Source organism: Actinoplanes utahensis (assembly GCF_016862455.1).
GTDB lineage: Bacteria > Actinomycetota > Actinomycetes > Mycobacteriales > Micromonosporaceae > Actinoplanes > Actinoplanes utahensis.
The window spans coordinates 1-18,899 of sequence record NZ_BOMZ01000002.1; the positions used below are offsets into that span (position 1 = coordinate 1).

General features: G+C 73.0%; 21 protein-coding genes. 9 read left to right on the top strand and 12 right to left on the bottom strand.

Annotated features, from left to right (window positions below):
- Window positions 1-220: hypothetical protein (locus Aut01nite_RS00470; protein ID WP_204037382.1), on the top strand; the 220-nt coding region annotated here is incomplete at its 5' end.
- A 24-nt stretch (window positions 221-244) separates the two neighbouring features.
- On the opposite strand, the gene Aut01nite_RS00475 is transcribed toward Aut01nite_RS00470, so the two are convergent.
- A complete protein-coding gene (locus Aut01nite_RS00475) occupies window positions 245-670 on the bottom strand; it encodes an Hsp20/alpha crystallin family protein (RefSeq protein ID WP_043527114.1) in 426 nt (141 codons plus the stop codon).
- Between the two features lie 558 nt (window positions 671-1,228).
- Here Aut01nite_RS00475 and Aut01nite_RS00480 point away from each other — a divergent pair.
- Complete coding sequence (locus Aut01nite_RS00480) at window positions 1,229-1,801, top strand: thymidine kinase (RefSeq protein WP_236642793.1); 573 nt, start codon at window positions 1,229-1,231, stop codon at window positions 1,799-1,801.
- A gap of 56 nt (window positions 1,802-1,857) precedes the next feature.
- Here Aut01nite_RS00480 and Aut01nite_RS00485 read toward each other — a convergent pair whose 3' ends face one another.
- Window positions 1,858-2,523 carry a hypothetical protein gene (locus Aut01nite_RS00485; protein WP_152628816.1) on the bottom strand — a complete coding sequence of 222 codons (666 nt, stop codon included), beginning with the start codon at window positions 2,521-2,523 and terminating at the stop codon, window positions 1,858-1,860.
- Between the two features lie 133 nt (window positions 2,524-2,656).
- Between Aut01nite_RS00485 and Aut01nite_RS00490 the strand changes: the two genes are divergently transcribed.
- Window positions 2,657-3,574 carry a TAXI family TRAP transporter solute-binding subunit gene (locus Aut01nite_RS00490; RefSeq protein WP_373871428.1) on the top strand — a complete coding sequence of 306 codons (918 nt, stop codon included), beginning with the start codon at window positions 2,657-2,659 and terminating at the stop codon, window positions 3,572-3,574.
- Window positions 3,575-3,602: 28 nt separating this feature from the next.
- Here the strand turns inward: Aut01nite_RS00490 and Aut01nite_RS00495 are convergent, their stop codons facing one another.
- The 6 genes from Aut01nite_RS00495 to Aut01nite_RS00520 all read right to left on the bottom strand — a co-directional run bounded on the left by Aut01nite_RS00495 (window position 3,603) and on the right by Aut01nite_RS00520 (window position 10,314).
- On the bottom strand, window positions 3,603-4,961 hold the full coding sequence (locus tag Aut01nite_RS00495; RefSeq protein WP_043527003.1) for a sensor histidine kinase: 1,359 nt from the start codon (window positions 4,959-4,961) through the stop codon (window positions 3,603-3,605).
- A 26-nt stretch (window positions 4,962-4,987) separates the two neighbouring features.
- Window positions 4,988-5,647 carry a response regulator transcription factor gene (locus tag Aut01nite_RS00500; protein ID WP_043527005.1) on the bottom strand — a complete coding sequence of 220 codons (660 nt, stop codon included), beginning with the start codon at window positions 5,645-5,647 and terminating at the stop codon, window positions 4,988-4,990.
- Window positions 5,648-5,738: 91 nt separating this feature from the next.
- Complete coding sequence (locus tag Aut01nite_RS00505; RefSeq protein ID WP_043527007.1) at window positions 5,739-6,893, bottom strand: SGNH/GDSL hydrolase family protein; 1,155 nt, start codon at window positions 6,891-6,893, stop codon at window positions 5,739-5,741.
- Window positions 6,894-7,091: 198 nt separating this feature from the next.
- Window positions 7,092-7,658, bottom strand: coding sequence for a copper resistance CopC family protein (locus Aut01nite_RS00510; protein WP_043527009.1), 567 nt, complete (start codon window positions 7,656-7,658; stop codon window positions 7,092-7,094).
- Window positions 7,655-8,257: a copper chaperone PCu(A)C gene (locus tag Aut01nite_RS00515; protein WP_043527011.1), complete on the bottom strand. Its 603-nt coding sequence runs from the start codon at window positions 8,255-8,257 to the stop codon at window positions 7,655-7,657. Before Aut01nite_RS00515 ends, Aut01nite_RS00510 begins: the two co-directional genes overlap by 4 nt.
- Window positions 8,258-8,337: 80 nt before the next feature.
- Window positions 8,338-10,314 (bottom strand): bifunctional copper resistance protein CopD/cytochrome c oxidase assembly protein, encoded by a 1,977-nt coding sequence (locus Aut01nite_RS00520; protein WP_052163963.1) that lies wholly within the window; start codon window positions 10,312-10,314, stop codon window positions 8,338-8,340.
- Between the two features lie 413 nt (window positions 10,315-10,727).
- On the opposite strand from Aut01nite_RS00520, the gene Aut01nite_RS00525 reads away from it, so the two are divergent.
- The 6 genes from Aut01nite_RS00525 (at window position 10,728) to Aut01nite_RS00545 (ending at window position 16,097) form a co-directional block, all read left to right on the top strand.
- Entirely contained in the window at window positions 10,728-11,726 is a 999-nt protein-coding gene (locus Aut01nite_RS00525) for a glycoside hydrolase family 26 protein (protein WP_043527013.1), read from the top strand.
- 514 nt (window positions 11,727-12,240) lie between these two features.
- Entirely contained in the window at window positions 12,241-12,366 is a 126-nt protein-coding gene (locus Aut01nite_RS44175) for a hypothetical protein (protein WP_268871714.1), read from the top strand.
- A 167-nt stretch (window positions 12,367-12,533) separates the two neighbouring features.
- Complete coding sequence (locus tag Aut01nite_RS00530) at window positions 12,534-12,863, top strand: hypothetical protein (protein ID WP_043527015.1); 330 nt, start codon at window positions 12,534-12,536, stop codon at window positions 12,861-12,863.
- 92 nt (window positions 12,864-12,955) lie between these two features.
- Entirely contained in the window at window positions 12,956-14,182 is a 1,227-nt protein-coding gene (locus Aut01nite_RS00535; RefSeq protein ID WP_043527017.1) for an AGE family epimerase/isomerase, read from the top strand.
- Entirely contained in the window at window positions 14,179-15,087 is a 909-nt protein-coding gene (locus Aut01nite_RS00540; protein WP_043527018.1) for a carbohydrate kinase family protein, read from the top strand. The genes Aut01nite_RS00535 and Aut01nite_RS00540 overlap by 4 nt, the downstream gene beginning before the upstream one ends.
- The gene (locus Aut01nite_RS00545; RefSeq protein WP_052163940.1) at window positions 15,084-16,097 is read left to right on the top strand and encodes a CE1 family esterase; all 1,014 of its coding nucleotides are present in this window, start codon (window positions 15,084-15,086) and stop codon (window positions 16,095-16,097) included. The genes Aut01nite_RS00540 and Aut01nite_RS00545 overlap by 4 nt, the downstream gene beginning before the upstream one ends.
- Window positions 16,098-16,276: 179 nt before the next feature.
- On the opposite strand, the gene Aut01nite_RS00550 is transcribed toward Aut01nite_RS00545, so the two are convergent.
- From Aut01nite_RS00550 to Aut01nite_RS00565, 4 genes are all read right to left on the bottom strand, one after another.
- Window positions 16,277-16,687 carry an arsenate reductase ArsC gene (locus Aut01nite_RS00550; RefSeq protein ID WP_043527020.1) on the bottom strand — a complete coding sequence of 137 codons (411 nt, stop codon included), beginning with the start codon at window positions 16,685-16,687 and terminating at the stop codon, window positions 16,277-16,279.
- Window positions 16,688-16,722: 35 nt separating this feature from the next.
- Complete coding sequence (locus tag Aut01nite_RS00555) at window positions 16,723-17,451, bottom strand: aquaporin (RefSeq protein WP_043527022.1); 729 nt, start codon at window positions 17,449-17,451, stop codon at window positions 16,723-16,725.
- Window positions 17,452-17,520: 69 nt separating this feature from the next.
- Window positions 17,521-18,210: an arsenate reductase/protein-tyrosine-phosphatase family protein gene (locus Aut01nite_RS00560; protein ID WP_043527023.1), complete on the bottom strand. Its 690-nt coding sequence runs from the start codon at window positions 18,208-18,210 to the stop codon at window positions 17,521-17,523.
- Window positions 18,211-18,381: 171 nt separating this feature from the next.
- The gene (locus tag Aut01nite_RS00565; protein ID WP_043527125.1) at window positions 18,382-18,873 is read right to left on the bottom strand and encodes an SRPBCC family protein; all 492 of its coding nucleotides are present in this window, start codon (window positions 18,871-18,873) and stop codon (window positions 18,382-18,384) included.
- Window positions 18,874-18,899 lie beyond the last annotated feature (26 nt).

Here is an 18,899-nt window from a genome sequence, read left to right on the forward strand (position 1 = left end):
GGCACGGCGCGATGCGGCACGGCGCGATGCGGCACGGCGCGATGCGGCACGGCGCGATGCGGCACGGCGCGATGCGGCGCGACTGTGCGAGATGCGGGCCGGGGAGACCCTCGCGGCCGTCGACCCGGTGGTTCCGCGGCCGCAGCCGGCCGGCGAGCCGGGGTTCCGTCTGCCGCGGCCGTCCGCGCCGCTCCGGTTCCCGGCGCGGGCCACGAGGTGATCACCGGCCCGCCGGTGGCCGCGGTCAGCCCTTGATCTGCTTACGGCCGCTGTCGCCGGAGCCGATGGCGATCCGGCGGGGCTTCGCCTTGGCGGAGACGGGGATCTCGAGGGTCAACACCCCGTTGTCGTACGTGGCCTTCAGGCTCTCGCTGTCCAGGGTGTCGCCGAGGAACAGCTGGCGGCTGAACACTCCCATGGGCCGTTCGCTGATCACGGTCTCGACGCCGTCCTTGGTCAGGCGGTGGCGCTGGGCGCGGACCTGTAGCACGTTGCGCTCGACGGTGAGGTCGATCGAGCCGGGGTCGACGCCGGGCAGGTCGAAGTAGACGTAGAAGGTGTCGCCTTCGCGTTCGGCGTCGACGTGCATCACCGCGGGCCGGTTGGTGGTGCCGGTGAACTGCTCGAACATGCGGTCGAGGTCGCGGAACGGGTCGGTGCGCAGAAGCATGGTCAATCTCCTCCTCGGTGCTCCTTCACCAGGCTTGATCGTCCGGGGATCCCTTCGGCAGGGGCCGGATCCGCTACCTCCGGATTAGCACTCTCACCCGGCGAGTGCAAGAGCCGATAGCAGGATCGCTCACGTTCTGGAGGATGGCGGGGACCCGGCGATGGGCGGGCCTGGGGAAAGCGTCCGGGCGGCGGCGCCCGAACCGGTACACCGCCGCCCCGGTGCGCATTCGGGAGGCTTGGCGGCCCGCGACGGTACCGGTCGACCGCAGCCGGTCGGCTGCCGCCAGCGATTCGCACGGACCGGTCGGCCGCAGCCGGTCGGCTGCCGCCAGCGACTCGCACGGACCGACCGGCGGCAGCAGGCCCGCGCGGGCCGGCCGCGCCACCGGCGATCTGCGGGCGATGTGGCGCAGCCACGAGCCCGGGCGACCCCGGCGGGTCAGCCCGCAGCGGGCTCCGCCTACCGTGTCCCGCCGACCGCCTGGCGGCCCGCCACGGGACCTTGTGACACCCGTACCCTCGCAAGATCTTCACCCTGCGTGCCGCGGACCGGGAGGTGGATGGCAAGGTCTTCCGGGTGGACCTGACCGTGATTCTCGGCCCGATGAAGGGCGGCAAGTCGCTGGAGATGATCAGCCTGCTGTCGCCGTTGCAGCACGCCGGCATCCCGCATCGCATCTACCAGTCGACGCGGCACGGGCGCGACACCGCCGTCACCTCACGGTCCGGCGGCAGCCTGCAGACGGTGAAGGTGCAGTCGCTGGCCGGGGCCGCGGACGGGGACGTGCAGTGGATCGGCGTGGACGAGATCCACATGTTCACCGTCGACGACATCGCGGTGCTCGGGGTGGCGGTGCGGCGCGGGATCAAGGTCGTCGTCGCCGGGATCGACCTGGACCATCGGGGGCAGATGTTCGCGCCGGTGCGGGCCCTGCTGGAGCTCGCCCCGGAACGGGTCATCCACCGGCGGGCGGTGTGTGACGTCTGCTTCTCCCTCGACGCCACCCACACCCAGGTCCTGGAGCACGGCAAGCCGATGATCCGGGAGCTCGCGCCGTCGACGGCGCTGCCCGACGACGGCACCTACTCCTACGAGGCCCGCTGCCGGCGCTGCGTCGTCCTGCCCTGACGGCGAGGCAGTGCGCGCTCCGGATGGAGCGCGCACTGCGTACCCCCGAGAAACCGTCAGACCAGGGAGGAATCGCGCAACCGCAAGCGGGGCGGGGTGGCCGGGAGCATGTCGGCGGCGTCGGTGGGGACCGTGACGATCACGCAGGAGCTGCGCCGGGTCACGTCGGCGGTGACGCCGAGCAGCCGGGCCGCGCGGACCAGCACCGCCGCGATCTCCTGGTCACGGATCGTCACCGACAGCACGTGCCGGCGGCGGCGGTGACCGGCGGCGAGCATCGCCGCCCGCCAGGCCGCCTGCGCCATGGTGAGCCGCTGGGTGTGCCGGGGCGAGGAGGCGCCGAGCGGTTCGGCGCCGAGCAGCGCCTGCCGGCCCTGCCGCCAGGCGGCGTCCAGCATCCGGGTGGTGGCCAGGCGCTGCGACTCGTGCACGTGGACCCGCTGCACGTGGTAGCGGCGGCGTTCCCCGCCGGAGCGGGTGTCCCGCCAGGTCATGCAGCCGAGGCCGGTGAGCAGGAACTCCAGGCGCTCGGCCGGGTCCTCACGGTCGAACTCGGCGAGCGCCTCACCGGCGCGCGGCACCGGGCGGATCTCGGAGGGGCGCTGGGCGCGGACGGTGTCCACGCATTCGACGAGGCAGGCGGATTCGAAGGCGGCCGGCAGGGCGCCGGCGAGCACGACGCCGCGGGCCGCGGCGGGGTCGAGCGTCGCAGTGCGGTCCATCGGCTTCTCCCCTTTCACAGGTATCCCGACAACTTCGCCGATCGGCCGTTCGGCCGGTACACCCACGGCGCAGACTTGAGGGAAACTTGCGCGGACCGGGCCGTCCCGCGTGGGGAAAACTAGGGTGACGCGAATCAGCCGCCGTGCCGCACTCGCCGGGCTGACCGCATCACTGCTGGTCACCGGCTGTGGTGACGGCACTGCGCAGCGCCGCCGGGTGCGGATCGCCACCGGCAGCCCGACCGCCGTCTACTACGCGATCGGCACCGCGCTGGGCCGGATCATCGAGGAGGAGCTGCCGGACGTCGACGTCGATGTGCTGGCGACGGCGGCGTCGGCGGAGAACCTGTTCCTGGTCGAGCAGAAGGCCGCGGAGATCGGTTTCAGTCAGGCGGACGTGCTGGTGACCGCCGGCATCGCGAAGCCCCGGGTGGCGGCGTTGGCCCGGGTCTACGACGACCTGCTGCACCTGGTGGTCCGCGCGGACAGCCCGATCCTGTCGCTGGAGGACCTGCGGGGGCGGCGGGTGTCGGTCGGCGCCCGCGGTTCCGGCACCACGGTGACCGTCGACCGGCTGCTGGCGGTGGCCGCGATGGGTCAGGCGGTGCAGCGGCGCCACCTCAGCCTCGACGATTCGATCGCGGCGTTGAAGACCCGGCAGATCGACGCGTTCTTCTTCTCCGGCGGGCTGCCGGTCGCCGGGATCGAGCGGTTGCGCACCGTCGTCGGCACCCGCCTGGTGGACCTGTCGAAATGGGTGGGTGACCTGCGGCGCGTCTACAGCGACGTGTACGTGGTCCGGGACGTTCCGACCTCGGCGTACACGCTGCCGGCGGTGGCCACCGTCGCGGTGCCGAACCTGCTCGTCGCGCCGGAGTCGATGGCCGAGGACCTGGCCTACGATCTGACCCGGCTGCTGATGGAACGGCGGGCGGTGCTGGCGTCCGCGCACCCGGCGGCGGAACGACTGGACCCGCGGACGGCGATCGCCACCCTGCCGGTGCCGCTGCACCCGGGTGCGGCCCGCTATTACCGCTCGGTCAAGCCGTGAACCAGAGGGCCGCGTCCAGGCCGCTCGGTCAAGCCGTGAACCAGAGGGCCGCGTCCAGGCCGCCGGCCGGGGCGGGGGCCAGGGTGAACCGGCCGCCGGACGCCTCCACCAGCGCCGTCACGATGGACAGGCCCAGGCCGGCGCCGTCGACGTTCTGCGCGTCGGGGGCGCGCCAGAACCGGGCGGTGGCCTGACGGCATTGCTCCTCGGTCATGCCGGGGCCGGTGTCGCGGACCGTCACCTCGACGCCGTCGTCGCGGGCGGTGACCGTCACCTCCACCTGCCCGCCGGCGGGGGTGAACTTGAGCGCGTTGTCGATCAGCGCGTCCAGCGCCTGATCGAGAGCGGTCGCCACGAACCGGGCGGGCAGCGGCCCGTCCGGCAGCCGGCTCAGCAGTTTCACCTCGCGCCGCTCGGCCAGCGGCCGCCACGCCTCCACCCGCGCCCGGGTCACCTCGACGGTGTCGGCCCGGCGCATCGTGTGCCGGCCGCGTTCGGCCTGGGCCAGGGCGAGCAGCCCGTCGAGGACGTCGGCGAGCCGGTCGGTCTCCTCCAGGGCGGTCTCCCGGTCGACGCGCAGCTCCTCGTCGTCGATGCGGCTGCCCAGGTCCTCGATGCGCAGCCGCAGCACGGTCAGCGGGTTGCGCAGCTGGTGGCTGGCGTGCGCGACGAACGAGCGCTGCCGTTCCATCGCCTCGGCGACCGCGTCGGCCATCTCGTTGAAACTCGCCGACATGCGCCGCAGCTCCGGCGGGCCCATGCCGGGCGGGACGCGGGCGGCGCTGTCGCCCGCCGCGATCTCGTGGGCGGCCGCGTCGAGCCGGGTCACCGGTCTGAGCACCCAGCCGGCGAGGCGGTGGGCGGTGGTCACGCAGGCCGCCACCGCGAGCATCCCGCCCATGGCGAGGATCAGCCACACCGACAGGACGGCGCGCCGGTTGCGGTCGGCCGGGGAGACGGTGAGGACCACGCCGAGTACGGCTCCGCCGTCACTGACCGGCACCGCGACCACCAGCGGATCGTCCGTCCACGGCCACAGGGTCCGCGGCATGCCGACCTGGTGCCCGGCCATCGCCCCGCGGATCGCCGGTCCGGGGTTCTCCGGGGCGTCGCCGTGGATGCTCAGCGGCCGCTGGTCCTGGTCGACGAGCATCGAGCCGATCCCGTACAGCTCGTGGTAGCGGCTCAGTTCATCGGCGACGGTGGCCAGGTCACCGCTGCGGACGGCGGCCGCGGCCAGGGACGCGAACCGGGTCGCGTCGGCGAGCCGGTCGGCGACGGCCCGGTCGGTCTCCCGGCTGGCGACGGTGACGGCCAGGGGCACCTCGAGGGCGAGCAGCACCATGCACAGCAGCAGCAGGTAGGTGATGACCAGCCGCCTCTGCACGGCACCTCCCCGTCACGTCGCCGAAATCAGCCGGCGCGCAAACGGTAGCCCACCCCCCGGACGGTTTGAACCAGGCCGGGGTCGCCGAGCTTGGTGCGCAGCGACGCCACGTGCACTTCCAGGGTGTGTTTTCCCGACCAGGTGGTCTGCCAGACGTCCAGCATGATGCGTTCCCGGCTGAGCGCGACTCCCGGCTGGCGGGCCAGCGAGGCGAGGATGTCGAACTCCTTGCGGGTCAGGTTCGCCGCCACGCCGGAGACCTCCACGGTCCGCGCGGCGAGATCGATGCGCAGCGGCCCGACCTCGGTGACGGACGCGGGCACCGGCGTCTGGCGCACGGTCCGGCGCAGCAGCGCCTCGATCCGGGCGTGCAGCTCCGCCATCGAGAACGGTTTGACCACGTAGTCGTCGGCGCCGGTGCGCAGGCCGGTGACCCGGTCGAGCTCCTCGCCGCGGGCGGTCACCGCGATGATGCCGAGATGTTCGTTGCGGGCCCGCAGCGCCCGGCACACGTCGAGGCCGTCACCGTCGGGCAGGTTCAGATCGAGCAGCACGAGATCGCAGGGGGCCGCCTCGAGCGCCGCGGTGGCGGTGGCCGCGTGCTCCACCGCGTAACCGCGTTTCTGCAGCATCGTGGTCATCACCGCGCTCACCCGGCGGTCGTCCTCCACGAGCAGTATCCGCATCCGGTCATCCGCCCATTCGCTTGATCGACGGCAGAACGGTAGTCGGCGAATGTTTCCACCGTCCACTTCTCCCAGATTGGCCCTTGACGCCTCAGGGCGCAATGAAGCCGGCCAGGGCGTCGGCGGTGAACGCGGCGCCCTTGTCGGTGGTGTGCAGCAGGTCGTCGCAGTACAGGCCGTGAGCGTTGTCGATCGACGGGGGCAACTGGCAGGCCGCCAGGTCGAAGTAGGCCACCCCGCTGCCGCCGCCCGGACCGCCGGTGTCCTGCGCCGCGATCTCCTGCCAGGCCCGGGTGAACACGGCGAAATCCTGCTCGGGCTGCCCGGCGACCACCCGGGGCGAACCGTAGACGACGAACGACGGATCGGTGCCGGCCGACGACCGTACCGCGTCGATGATCTTCTTGAGGTTGTCCTTCATCTCCGCGGCCGGCACGTCGATGCGCCAGTCGTTGACGCCCAGCTGCAGGATCACCAGGTGCGGCCGGATCGACGCCAGCCGCGGCGCCCACCCCGGCACGTGCCTGGCGAAGTCGCCGCTGGTGCGGCCACCCTGCCCGCCGTTGAAGACCTGGATGCCGCGGTCCTCGTCACCGTCGAACGTCGCGAACCCGTGCACCGCGCTGGTCCCGGTGACGTTGGTGACCACGATCCGGTGCTCGCCGCGGGCCAGGGTCCCCGACGTCCACCGGGCGTCCCGGTCCACCTTCCCGGCGGCGGTGGCGACCACCGGCGCCACCGTCGTGCCGTCGATCTCCACGGCGAACGAGCCGCCACCCGGCACGGCCGAGAACCACACCTGCACGCTGGTGCCGGTGAACGTGTGAGCGGCGCTCTGCCCGGCCCGGTCCATCGCCCACGTCTTCAGGCCCCAGCCGGCGGTCTTCACCCTCGTCCCGCCGCCGGTCAGAGTGACCGGCCAGTCCCGCGGCACGCCCCACGCCGCCACGTAGTTGCCGCCGCCGGGCGCGCCGGCCACCGGGAACGCGGCCCGCAGGTTGTCGGCGAGCACCTCCGGGTAGCCGCGGCCGTGGCGGGTCACGCCGACACCCTCGCTGGTGGAGGATCCCAGCACGGCCACCACGGCCGGGGCGTAACGCCGGTTGGCCAGCGCGGCGTGCCAGGTCAGCAGGGGGACGACGGCGGACGGGCCGGCGGCGCGCGCCGACTCGGCCGCGACCGCGGCGACGGCGACGCCGCCGGCCAGAAGGCCACCCGCCCGGATGAAGGTACGGCGATCGGTCACGGCTACCCCTCTGACACGAGTACGGCAGGTCCCCCGCCCGCCTGCCGTCATGCTGGCACCTGAGGTCCAGCGTGACCGATCGCGCCGTCACCATGCGGGTGACGCATCCACGGGTGACGCTCGGTCAGGGGGTTCGGTCCAGCATGCTCATCGCCAGCGCGGGCGCGCAGGTGAGGATTGCCGCACGCGCCTATCTGATCAGTGGCTCGCCCGGCCGGCGGGCCGGCGGCCGGCGAGATACCGCCGGCCGGCCACCGTGACCAGGACCACTCCCCCGGCGCCGGCGCCGAGCAGCAGTCCGGTCGAACCGCCGCCGGTGGACGCCGAAGCGTCCGCCGCGGCGGTGGACGTCGGCGCCGGAGCGGCGGCGGGCAGGTTCGGGTCGGCCAGGGTGAACGGGTACGAGCCCTGGACCGTGTGCCCGTCGACCGACACCACCCGGTACGCCACCGTGTAGACGCCGTTGGTCAGCGGCGCGGTGAGCGTGACCGTGCCGCGCACGTCGTCGACGGCCACCGGGGTGGCGGCGACCCGCTGCCGGTCCGGGCCGCTGACGACGATCGTGGTGAAGTCCGGGCTGAGCCGCTCGCTGAACTTCAGCGTCACGGTGGCCGGCGCGACGGTCAGGACGGCGCCGCCGGCCGGTTCGGCGAAGGTGAGCCGCGCGTGCGCCCAGGCCGGGGTGCCCGTCCCCAGGACCATCAGGGCGGCCGCGACCGCGACGAGCAGGCGGCGCCCGCCCGTCGCGGGAGACTGCGAGGTCACGGCTTGCCGCTGCCCATCGGCATGCCGGAGGCCGGCATCTCCGAACCGTGGCCCGGGGCGTAGCTCTCACCGGCGCCGGCGAACGGCTTGGCGATCGCGGTGAACGTCACCGGCGCGCCGGCGGCGAGCGTGAGGGTGAACGTCACCTCGTCACCGGCCTTGATCTCGGCGGCCGGCTTCATCAGCATCAGGTGGTCGCCGCCGGGAGCCAACTCGTGGGTGCCGCCCTCCGCGATGACGAGGCCACCCTCCTTCTCCCGCATGACCATCTTGCCGTCCTGCACGGCCATCTCGTGCAACTCCATCGGCGACACCGGCGACGCGACGCCGGTCACCGTGACGTCGGCGCCGGTGCCGTTGACGAGCGTCCCGAACGCGGCAGTCATCTCGCCCGCCTTGCCGGCCTTGACCCACGGGTCCTTGATCGTCAGCGTCGCGGCCGCGGTGGCCGACGGCGCCGGGCCCGGTGCCGTCGCGCTGCCGGTGGTGGTGGTCCCGTCGCCGCCGCACCCGGTCAGCGTGCCGGCGGCCAGGGCGCCGGCCAGCAGGATCGACGCCACGGTGCGCCGACGGGAACCGGAGAGGAAGGTGAGTCGCATGATTCTCGTTTCGTTCGAGGGTCGGATGTGCACCGGTCCGGCCCGCAGGCCCGGCCGGTTCCCGGCGACGCCGGAAGTCCTCATCTCTTCCGCGCCGCGGCGAGGAAGGCGTTGTAGCGGGCCAGATCGTCCTCGTCGCCGTGCCGGTCGGCGCGGTCGGCGGCCCGATCCAGGCGAGCCTGTTCGCGCTCGTCGGAGCGGATCCACTGGCGGACCAGCACCAACATGACGATCACCGCGGGGATCTCGCCGAACGCCCAGGCCAGGGCGGCGCCGAGCCGCTGATCGGCGAGCAGCGGCCCGGCCCACGGCGGATGGACGGCGGTGTACCAGCCGGCGGCGATCACGGTGGTGGACTGCAGCAGCACGAACCCGAAGAAGGCGTGCGACACCATCGCCAGGAAGTGCACGACCGTCAGCATCGCCGGAGGGATCCGGCGGCGGCCCGGGTCGGCGCCGATCAGCACCCAGAACAGCAGGTATCCGGCGAGCACGAAGTGCACCAGCATGGCCAGATGACCGAGGTGGTAGCGCATCAGCGTGCCGAGCAGGTCGCCCATGTAGAGGCCGTACAGGCTGGACACGTAGATGCCGAGAGCGACCAGCGGGTGACTGAGCAGCCGCACGGCACGGCTGTGCAGGACCAGCAGCAGCCACTCCCGGGCGCCGCGGACCTGCGGGTCGGCCGGGCGGCGCAGCGCACGCAGCGCGAGAGTCACCGGGGCGCCGCCGACGAGCAGGATCGGCACCACCATCGACAGGACCATGTGCTGCACCATGTGGACGCTGAACAGCACGTAGGCGTACCGGGCCACGCCCAGGCCGGTGATCGCGGCCAGCAGCAGCATCCCGGCGACCCACGAGAGCGTCCGGCTGACCGGCCAGCCGTGCCCGGCCCGGCGCATCCGGCGGACCCCCGCCAGGTAGACGAGGACCCCGACGGCGACGACGGTCAGGAAGAACATGTCCGGCAGCGGCCCGCCGAGCAGCCGGGCGGCGGTCATCGGGGCCGGCATGCCGAAACCGAGCAGCTCCACCAGCGGATCCGGCCCGGCCACCTCCCGCGGCACCGGGGTGGGGCTGCGCGACAACGCCACCGCCAGCCCGGCGGCCGCGGCGAGGACGATCAGCTCACCGGCGGCCAGCCGCAGGAAGGCCCACGGCGCTCCGGCACGCAGCGCCGGCAGGGTGCGGGTGCGATGCGCCACCCCGATCACCCCGACGATCACGAGCGCGAGAACCTTGAGGAGTACGAGTACGCCGTACCGTGAACCGGACAACGCCGGGAGGCCGCCCAGCCGCACCGCCGCGCTGACCGCGCCACTGATCGCCGTCGCCGTGAAACACGCCAGCGCCAGCCGGCTGTAACGGGCGGCCGTGTCGGCGAAGCGCCGGTGCCGGCGCACCAGCAACAGACCCGCCAGCCCGCCCGTCCACAGGGACGCCGCCAGGATGTGCAGTGCCAGCCCGGTCACCGCGACCTGATGGTCACCGGCGCCGGCGGCGTGCCCGGTGAACGCCGGCGGCAGCAGGGCCGCGGCCGCCAGTACGGCGGTGACGGCGGCCAGGCCGCGTGACACCCCGGCCCGGCTCAGGATCGCCACCGTCACCGCCGGCCCGGCCTGCAGCAGCAGCGCCTGCCCCTGGTCGATCGAGAGCGCGAAGCTGAGGACCGCCTGGCCGCTGAGCCGCCGCACCGGCAGGCCCAGCACGTCGGAGACGGTGAACACGATCAGCATGGCCGACGCGGCCGCCCAGGCCAGGGCCAGGACGGTGACCCGGCGCAGCAGCAGCCAGCCGTGCGCGGACACGCTGCGGCCGTCGCCGGGCAGCAGGAACGCCGCGGTCACGGTCAGTCCGGCGGTCAGCACGCCGAGCAGGTTCGCCAGCATCCGCACGACCGGCAGCGCCCACCCGGTGAACGCGCCCGGGCCCGGGATGCCCGGCAGCGTGGTGCTGTCGACGGCGCCGCCGAACCGTGACGCCGCCACCAGGGCCAGCACTGCCGTGGCCGCGGCGGTCAGCGCCAGGGCCGGGGTTCTCAGGGCACTTCGCACATGATGATCAGTCGGCCGCCGGGCCGCTGTGGTTCCCGGCGTGATCGGCGCCTCCGCCACGGCCACCCGGATCCGGACCACGACCCGGGCGACTACAGTGCCGGCGCCGCGGTGCCCGGGAAAGCCGATGCGAGACCGGCCCCGCCACCGCTGCCGTCCGCCCACGGGCCCGCCGTGCGGAGCGGCCCCTTGCTGCTCCGGTCCCTGGCCGTCCTGCCCCGCGGGGCTGGGCGAGGTCGGCACCGGCCCTCCGCAACGCTGAAGTCAGCTTTATTCTGTTCTTAGATTATTAATCTAATGTTGACACGTCGGCTCGGGTGCTCTCATGCTGGGCGGGACATCACGCTCCGTCATCCACCTCCACCGATGGAGGGCGGGGCGCCCACCGGAATCCGTCCCCCACGGAGGCCCACGTGAAACCGTCCCGCCCGACCTGGGCTCTCGGCGCCGCGCTCGTCCTGCTCGGCGCCGCCGTCGCCCACCATCCCGCGAAAGCCGAGGCGTTCCCGCCGAGCTCCCGGTCAGCCGTGATCAACTATCTGCGGTCGATCACCGGCGCCTCGATCGTGTCCGGCCAGCACAACAAGGAGCCGGCCACCGCACCGGACCAGTACACCGGGCAGGCGTACTCGGTGACCGGCCAGTGGCCCGGCCTCTGGGGCGGCGAGATGATGTTCCGTGCCGCCGACCAGGCCGGCCGGCAGCGCGTCGTCGACCAGGCGAAGGCCCAGTGGGCGGCCGGTTCGCTGGTCGCGCTGACCTGGCACGCCTGCTCCCCCACCGTCGCCGCCACCTGCGAGTTCGAGGGCGGCGTCAAGACCCGGATCAGTGACGCCCAGTTCCAGCAGGTCGTCACGGGCGGCACCGCGCTCAACAGCACCTGGCGCAGCCGGATGGCCGCGGTCGTGCCCTACCTGCGCCAGCTCAAGGACGCGGGCGTGCCGGTGCTGTGGCGCCCGTTCCACGAGATGAACGAGACGTGGAACTGGTGGGGCGGCCGGCCCGGCGCGAACGGCGGTGCGAAGATCTTCCAGCAGATGAAGGACTACTTCGACAGCCAGGGCCTGGACAACCTGATCTGGGTGTGGAACGTGCAGGACAACCCGGCCGGTGGATGGTCGGCCTACTACCCCGGCGCCGGATACGCCGACGTCGTGAGCCTCGACGTCTGGTACAAGAGCCACCCGTCGTCGTCGGACTACTCCCAGATGCAGTCGATCGCGGGCGGCAAGCCGATCGCGATCGCCGAGATGGGCAAGGTGCCGAACGCCTCCCTGCTGACCGGCCAGCCGCGGTGGGCGTACTTCATGGTCTGGTCCGAGCAGTTGCGCGGCAACAACTCCAACGCCGAGATCCAGGCGGCGTACTTCCACGCCCGCGTGCTGAACCGCGGCGAGGTCCGCGTCGGCTGACCACCGCCGCCGGGCCGGACGAATCGGGCCCGGCGGCCGCTACACCCCCGCAAGGGATCCGGGATCCGCGCGAGGCAGCCGCGGATCTGCCGTGACGACCCGGTCCGGACCCGCGCGGGGTAGCCGCGGATCGCCGCAACCGCGCGCTCGGTGCCGGCGTCACGATCGGGTCGTCAGTACTGCTACGGCGGATCCCGGCGTGGCGCGGGTCCGTGCCGGTTCGGTTCGTCCGGCTGGTCGTGGGTGCTGTCTCAGCAGCGCTGAGCCAGCACCCACGACCAGCCGAGGGGTGACCGCAACGGCATGCATGAGTGGCACCGGGGGCGGTCGTGAGGCGACGCCTGCCGTGGCCGCCGCGAGTCACGGGACCCCACGTGGCCCGTACCGAAGCAGGGTGTGAGAGAACCTCCGCGGACCGGAAGCAGACAACCGCCGTAGCGGTGTCAGGCGACATCGTGGCTCTTCTGCTCGGCTTCACCCGCATGCCGGCCCGGCCCGCGGTGGAACCGCACCGGTGAAGCCGACATGGCTGCCCGCCATAGCCTCCGGCGAGAACGAGGACGAGGACGGCCTGGGGAACCCGGCCCGCCACCAGGATCGCCTGCGTGACCAGCGCCCCACTGACGGCGAGGTCGGGTAGGGAGCCGCGGAATCGATCTTGAGAGTGCGCCCGGGACGCCGTAAGCTCTGTTTTGAGCGACTGCTCAAAACGGATACTTCGAGCAGGATCGGCGGCACGGGCGCATGACGGTCAGCAGAACGCGGAACCCTCGAACCCGGCTGATGGTGGGCGGGCCGCGACGTGCGATGGCGGCGCTGGCGCCCGCCTACGGTGTCGTCTTCGGGGCAGCGCTGATCCTGAAGCTCGGCGAGCCATGGTGGGCCGCCATCGCCGTCCCGTTCGTGCTGGTCAGCGCCATCCCGCTGCTGACTCGCGGTTCACGGGCGTTCAACGGCGCCTGCTATACGGCGATCGCGCTGCTGGCCTGCGCCGGCTGCTTCGGCGGGGTGCTGTTCCTGCCGGCAGCGCTGCCGCTGCTGTTCGCCACGCCGCCCGCACTGGGCGCGCCGCTACCGCAAGCATGCGTGGCCGCGGTTCTCGCCGTCACGGGCGTCACGGTTCTGAACCTCTTCTGATGCTCCACGCCCACCCCTTCGATCCCCCTGGATTAAATTAATTAAGTAATCTAGGGTCGCTCTGACGTCATCGTACGAAGGAGCATCCGTCCTTGAGTCCCTGGGCCGCACCCCCCACCGACGCCACCTGGCTCGCCGAGGAGACCGATCGCCTGTTCGCGTTCGGCCGGCGCTTCCCCCACCCGCTCGGCGGCGCCGCCTGGCTCACCACCGACGGCACACCCGACCTGGGCAAGCCGCGCCACACCTGGATCACCGCGCGGATGGCCCACGTCTACAGCCTCGGCCACCTGCTCGGCGTACCCGGCGCCGGCCACCTGGCCGACGTGGCCCTGGCCGGTCTCACCGGCGTGCTGCACGACCCGGACCACGGCGGCTGGCACCCCGCGATCACCTCCGACGGCCGTCCGGAGCCCGGCAAGTCCTGCTACGACCACACCTTCGTGGTCCTCGCCGCGTCGTCGGCCACGCTCGCCGGCCGGCCCGGGGCGCCGGAGCTGCTCACCGACGCCCTCGACGTTCTCGACAAGCGGTTCTGGAACCACGACGACGAGATGTTCGCCGACCGGTGGGACACCCCGTGGAGCCGGCTCGACGACTATCGCGGGCTCAACGCCAACATGCACGCGGTCGAGGCGATGCTCGCCGCCCACGACGCCACCGGAGACGCCGAACACCTGCGGCGGGCCCTCGCCGTCACGAAACGCGCCGTCGTCTGGGGACGGCAGCACGGCTGGCGGCTCCCGGAACACTTCGACGCCGGCTGGCAGCCCCGGCCGGACTACCACCACGACCGGCGGCACGATCCGTTCCAACCGTTCGGCGCCACCGTCGGGCACGCCCTGGAATGGTCGCGGCTCATCCTGCACCTCGAGGCGGCCCTCGGCCCGGACGCCGGCGACTGGCTGCTGCCGGCCGCGAAAGCCCTGTTCGACCGGGCCGTCCAGGACGGCTGGGCGGTCGACGGCGCGCCGGGGTTCGTCTACACCACCGACTGGGACGGCGCCCCGGTCGTACGCCAGCGCATGCACTGGGTCGCCGCCGAGGCGATCGCCGCAGCCGCCGCCCTGCACGCCCGCACCGGCGACGAGCGCTACACCGCATGGTTCCGGATCTGGTGCGCCTACGTCCGCGAGCATGTCGCCGACCCGGCACACGGCTCCTGGTGGCACGAACTCGACCCGGCCAACCAGCCCGCCGCCACCACCTGGCCCGGGAAACCCGACCTGTACCACGCCGTCCAGGCGATGCTGCTGCCCCGCGTCCCGCTGGCGCCCGGCCTCGCCGCGTCCTGCGCCCGGATCGGAGCAGCCCGGTGACCCGTTTCCTGGTGGTCGGCGAGACCATCCTCGACGTCATCGGCACTCCCCCGGAGCAGCGTGAACTGCCCGGCGGCAGTCCCGCCAACGTGGCCGTCGGGCTCGGCCGGCTCGGCCACGACGTGGCCCTGTGGACCCACGTCGGCGCCGACCCGGCCGGCGCCCTGCTGCGCGGCCACCTCACCGCCTCCCGGGTCACGCTGCCGGCCGCCGCCGCCGGAGTGAGCTCGCGGGCGATCGCCGAACTCGCCGCCGACGGCTCGGCACGCTACGAGTTCGCCGTCGAGTGGCCCCGCTGGCCGGACGGCCCGGCACCGGACGCCGACGCCGACCATCTGCACACCGGCTCGATCGCCGCGCTGATGCCGCCGGGCGCCGACGACGTCGTCGCCCTGGTACGCGAACGCCGCCCCGGCACGACCGTCAGCTACGACCCGAACATCCGGCCGTCGCTGGTCGGCCCGGCAGGCGAATGCCGTACCCGGGTGGAGGAGATCGTCGCCGCCGCCGACGTCGTCAAGGCGAGCGACGAGGACCTCGCCTGGCTCTACCCCGGCGCCTCCCCCGCCGACATCGCACGGCGATGGCTCGCCCTCGGTCCCGCCCTGGTCGCGGTGACCCTCGGCGCGGACGGCGCCTTCGCCGTCGCCGGCGGCCGGCACGTGACGGTGGCACCCGTCCCGGTCACCGTCGCCGACACCGTCGGTGCCGGTGACGCGTTCATGTCCGGCCTGCTCGACGGGCTGCACCGCCGGGACCTCCTCGGCGCGGCGGCACGGCCGGACCTGTACGCCATCGGCGCCCCCCGACTGCACGAGGTGCTCTCGCATGCGGCCCTGATCGCGGCGATCACCGTGTCGCGTCCCGGCGCCGCCCCACCCACCAGAGAGGAACTGCCCGCATGAGACGGCTGTCCCGAACCGTGATCGGCGCGCTCACCGCGCTGTCGGCCTGCGCCGTGGCCACCCCGGCGTCGGCCGCGCCCGCCTCCTGCAGCCGTGCCGTGGGACCCGGCGAGCACACCGTGCCGGTCACCTTCGAGGGCCGGGAGTATCCGGTGAACGTCTACGTCCCCGCCGGCGCCCGCGCCACCGAGCGGCTCCCGATCGTCCTGAACCTGCACGGCACACAGAGCACCGGCAGCGGCCAGCTCGCCTACAGCGGCATGCGACCGGCCGCCGACGCCGGACGCTATCTGGTGGTCGCCCCGGACGGCGCCATCCCGGCCGCCGCCGGGTTCGCCTGGAACGTACCGGGCGTGGGCACCCCACCCGTCGGCGCCCGCGACGACGTCGCCTACCTCGACCACGTCATCGGCACCGCCGCCGGAACACTGTGCGGCGACCCCGCCCGGATCTACGGCACCGGGTACTCCGGCGGAGGCCGGATGCTGTCGGCGTTCGCCTGTCACCGCCCGCAAGCCCTGGCCGCGATCGCCCCGGTGGCCGGTCTGCGCGCCGGGCGCCCGGACCCTTCCGACCCCACCGGACCAGACCCCTCCTCCTGTACGCCGGCCCGCGGCGTCCCCGTGCTCACCTTCCACGGCGAGCAGGACCGGACCAACCCGTACCAGGGCGGCGGCTCCGCGTACTGGGGCTACTCCGTGCCGGCCGCCCAGCAGCGCTGGGCCCGGATCGACGACTGCCTGCCCCGGCCGCTGACCATCCGGATCAGCCGAACCGTCACGAAGACCTCCTACCTGGGCTGCTCCGGCGGCGCCGCAGTGACCCTTTACACCGTCGCCGACGGCGGCCACACCTGGCCCGGAACCACGATCGACAACGGCAACGGCACGGTCACCCACGACATCAGCGCCAACCAGGTGATGTGGCGCTTCTTCCAGCAATACCGGATCCCCCGCCGGCCTACCGCGTGGCGGCATGCTGTACCGGATGCCGATGCTGGACGCCGCTGACCGGCGGGCCGCCGGGGAGGTCGACACGATGTACGCCGAGCTTCGCAGGCATCTGCGAAGCAAGCCCCGAGGGGAGGGCCAGCCGCGACGGAGCCTGTTCGCCGCAGCGATCCAGGGCTCCAACACCATCGAGAACATCACGATCAGCAGTGCGGACGCCCGGGCCCTGGCGGCGACGGTCAGGAGGCCGGGAGCAGATCGGCGACCAGAGCCTCGATGCGGGTCCTGATCTCGTCACGGATCGGGCGGACCGCGTCGACGCCCTGGCCGGCCGGGTCGTCGAGTTTCCAGTCCTCGTACCGTTTGCCGGGGAAGACCGGGCAGGCGTCGCCGCAGCCCATGGTGATGATCACGTCGGACTCCTCGGCAGCGTCCCAGGTGAGCTTGGTGGGGGTCTGGCCGGTGATGTCGATGCCGACCTCCTTCATCGCCTCGACCGCGGCGGGATTGATCGTCTCGGCCGGCGCGGAGCCGGCGGAGCGGACCTCGACGCGGTCGCCGGCGAGGTGCCGCAGCCAGCCGGCGGCCATCTGGGAACGGCCGGCGTTGTGGACGCAGACGAACAGGACGGTGGGCTTGATGTCGCTCATGGGGTTCCTCGCGAGGTAGGGCGGATACGCGGTGGTCAGGTGGTGGCGGCGGGATGCTCGACGACGATGTCGTCCGCTGCCTGTCCGGTGCCGGGGTACAGAGCGGTGACCAGGCCGACGCCGACGAGCAGGCCGACGATCTGGAAGGCGACGAAGCCGGGGACCGAGGCCGGGGCGATGCCGGCGAAGGTGTCGGTGAAGGCACGGCCGACGGTGACGGCCGGGTTGGCGAAGCTGGTGCTGCTGGTGAACCAGTAGGCGGCGCCGATGTAGGCGCCGACCGCGGCCGGCGCCACCGAGGCGCGGCCGGACCGGCCGAGCGCGAAGATCAGCAGCAGCAGTCCGGTGGTGGCGACGACCTCGCCGAGCCACAGGTGGCCGGCGGCACGATCCTTGGTGGCGAGGGTGACCGGGGCGAGGTCGAACATCAGGTTCGCCAGGATCGAGCCGCTGATCGCGCCCAGCGTCTGCGCGACGGCGTATCCGGCCAGTTCGGCACCGCTGAGACCGGTGCGGGTGCGCCGCCCGAGCCACCAGTCGGCGGCGGAGACGACCGGGTTGAAGTGGGCGCCGGAGACCGGCCCGAAGGTGAGGATCAGCGCGGCGAGCGCGAGAGCGGTGGCGACCGAGTTCTCCAGCAACTGCAGGCCGACGTCGTCCGGCGACAGGGTGGCGGCCATGATGCCGGAGCCGACGACGGTGGTGACCAGCAGCGCGGTGCCGAGGAACTCGGCCAGCAGCCGCCGGGGTGCGGGGATGGGCATGGGGTACGGCTCCGGTCGTGGAAGGCGGGCAGGACGGGGTCCTGCCCGGGCGGGAGGGTCCGGGTCCGGTCAGCTCCGGCCGGGGACCGGCGGCACGATCGGGGCGATCCGTTCGATGCGGCCGGCCAGGTCGGTGTACGCGGCTTCGAACGCGTCGTCGGTGTCCACGCGTGCCGGGTCGGGCACCGACCAGTGCAGCTCGGGCCGGACCGGGCCGGTGAGGTCCTCGTGTGCGCTGTCGCAGACCGCGATGACCAGGTCGCCGGCGTGCACGACGTCGCTGACGTGCGCGGTGCCCGCCGGGTCGAGGCGCAGCCCGTGCCGGTGGGCGACGGCGACGGCACGGGGATGCACGCGGGCGGCGGGCCTGGTCCCGGCGGAGGCGGCCCGCCTGCCGATCCGGTCCCGCCACAGCGCGGCGGCCAGTTGGGAGCGGGCCGAGTTGTGGGTGCAGACGAAAACCACGCGCCCGGTGTCACGCAGCGGTGGCGGTGTCAGCGCGGTCAGGGCGCCGGGCCGCAGTCGAAGGTAGGTGCGGCGCCGGTCGCCCTCGGAGCGGATCCGCACGATCAGGCCGGCTTCGTGCAGAACCTTCACGTGGTGGGCCACCAGGTTGGTGGGCATGCCCAGGTCGGCGCCGATCTCGCCGGGCGAGGCGTCGCCGAGGGTGAGCGCGTCGACGATCGCCAGCCGGGCCGGGTCGCCGAGCGCGGCGTGGATGCGTGCCCTCGCCCGCACCGAGGAAGTCTCGACGTTCATTGACTCAATACTTGCTGACCTTTCATGCCGCGTCAAATCCGCCGCCGGCTCCTCGACGGCCGGCAGCGCGGAGAGCCGGCGCATTCTCGCCGCCCGGGGCGGACGCGATCATCGACTGCAGGCGGGTGCGGGCCGGTTCAGATCTGCGCCGCACGGCGGGCGCGGGCCGGTTCAGCTCTGCGCGTCGCGGACGTCGATGCTCTGCTCGGCGAACGCCTTGAAGTCCTGCATGTGCTGTGACGACTGCTTACGGAAGGCGCCGGGCATCACGAGGCCCATCAGCCGCATCAGCACGCCGCTGAACCGGTATTCGTTCTCGCTGACCCAGAGCGTCGACTCCGGGCCGGCTTCCGTCAGCCGCTCACGCGCCGCGCTCCACATGCCCTTGGCGACGATCTCCCGCTCGAAGAAGACGACGCTCTCCGCCGGAATCCCGTGCAGGTCCGCCGGTTCCCGGCGGGTGATGGTCTCGGTGCCCTCCATCTCCTGCCCTCCCGTCCGCATCACGACGCGCGACCGGGTGCCGACCTGTCCGTGCATTCCGTTCAGCGGCTCGTGCAGCACCAGGCCGCGCAACCACTTCGGCAGGTGAACCGGATCGGCGAGCAGTTGAGCCACCCGCTCCCGCGGCTGGGCGATCTCGATGGAGACGGTGTATCTCATGGCACTCCAGATCTCCCGGGTGACCG

Coding starts and splice junctions, on each gene's coding strand:
- Aut01nite_RS00475 (WP_043527114.1), bottom strand. CDS start 670: ATGCTTCTGCGCACCGACCCGTTCCGCGACCTCGACCGCATGTTCGAG.
- Aut01nite_RS00485 (WP_152628816.1), bottom strand. CDS start 2,523: ATGGACCGCACTGCGACGCTCGACCCCGCCGCGGCCCGCGGCGTCGTG.
- Aut01nite_RS00500 (WP_043527005.1), bottom strand. CDS start 5,647: ATGCGGATACTGCTCGTGGAGGACGACCGCCGGGTGAGCGCGGTGATG.
- Aut01nite_RS00515 (WP_043527011.1), bottom strand. CDS start 8,257: ATGCGACTCACCTTCCTCTCCGGTTCCCGTCGGCGCACCGTGGCGTCG.
- Aut01nite_RS00530 (WP_043527015.1), top strand. CDS start 12,534: ATGGCGGCGCTGGCGCCCGCCTACGGTGTCGTCTTCGGGGCAGCGCTG.
- Aut01nite_RS00545 (WP_052163940.1), top strand. CDS start 15,084: ATGAGACGGCTGTCCCGAACCGTGATCGGCGCGCTCACCGCGCTGTCG.
- Aut01nite_RS00550 (WP_043527020.1), bottom strand. CDS start 16,687: ATGAGCGACATCAAGCCCACCGTCCTGTTCGTCTGCGTCCACAACGCC.
- Aut01nite_RS00555 (WP_043527022.1), bottom strand. CDS start 17,451: ATGCCCATCCCCGCACCCCGGCGGCTGCTGGCCGAGTTCCTCGGCACC.
- Aut01nite_RS00560 (WP_043527023.1), bottom strand. CDS start 18,210: ATGAACGTCGAGACTTCCTCGGTGCGGGCGAGGGCACGCATCCACGCC.
- Aut01nite_RS00565 (WP_043527125.1), bottom strand. CDS start 18,873: ATGAGATACACCGTCTCCATCGAGATCGCCCAGCCGCGGGAGCGGGTG.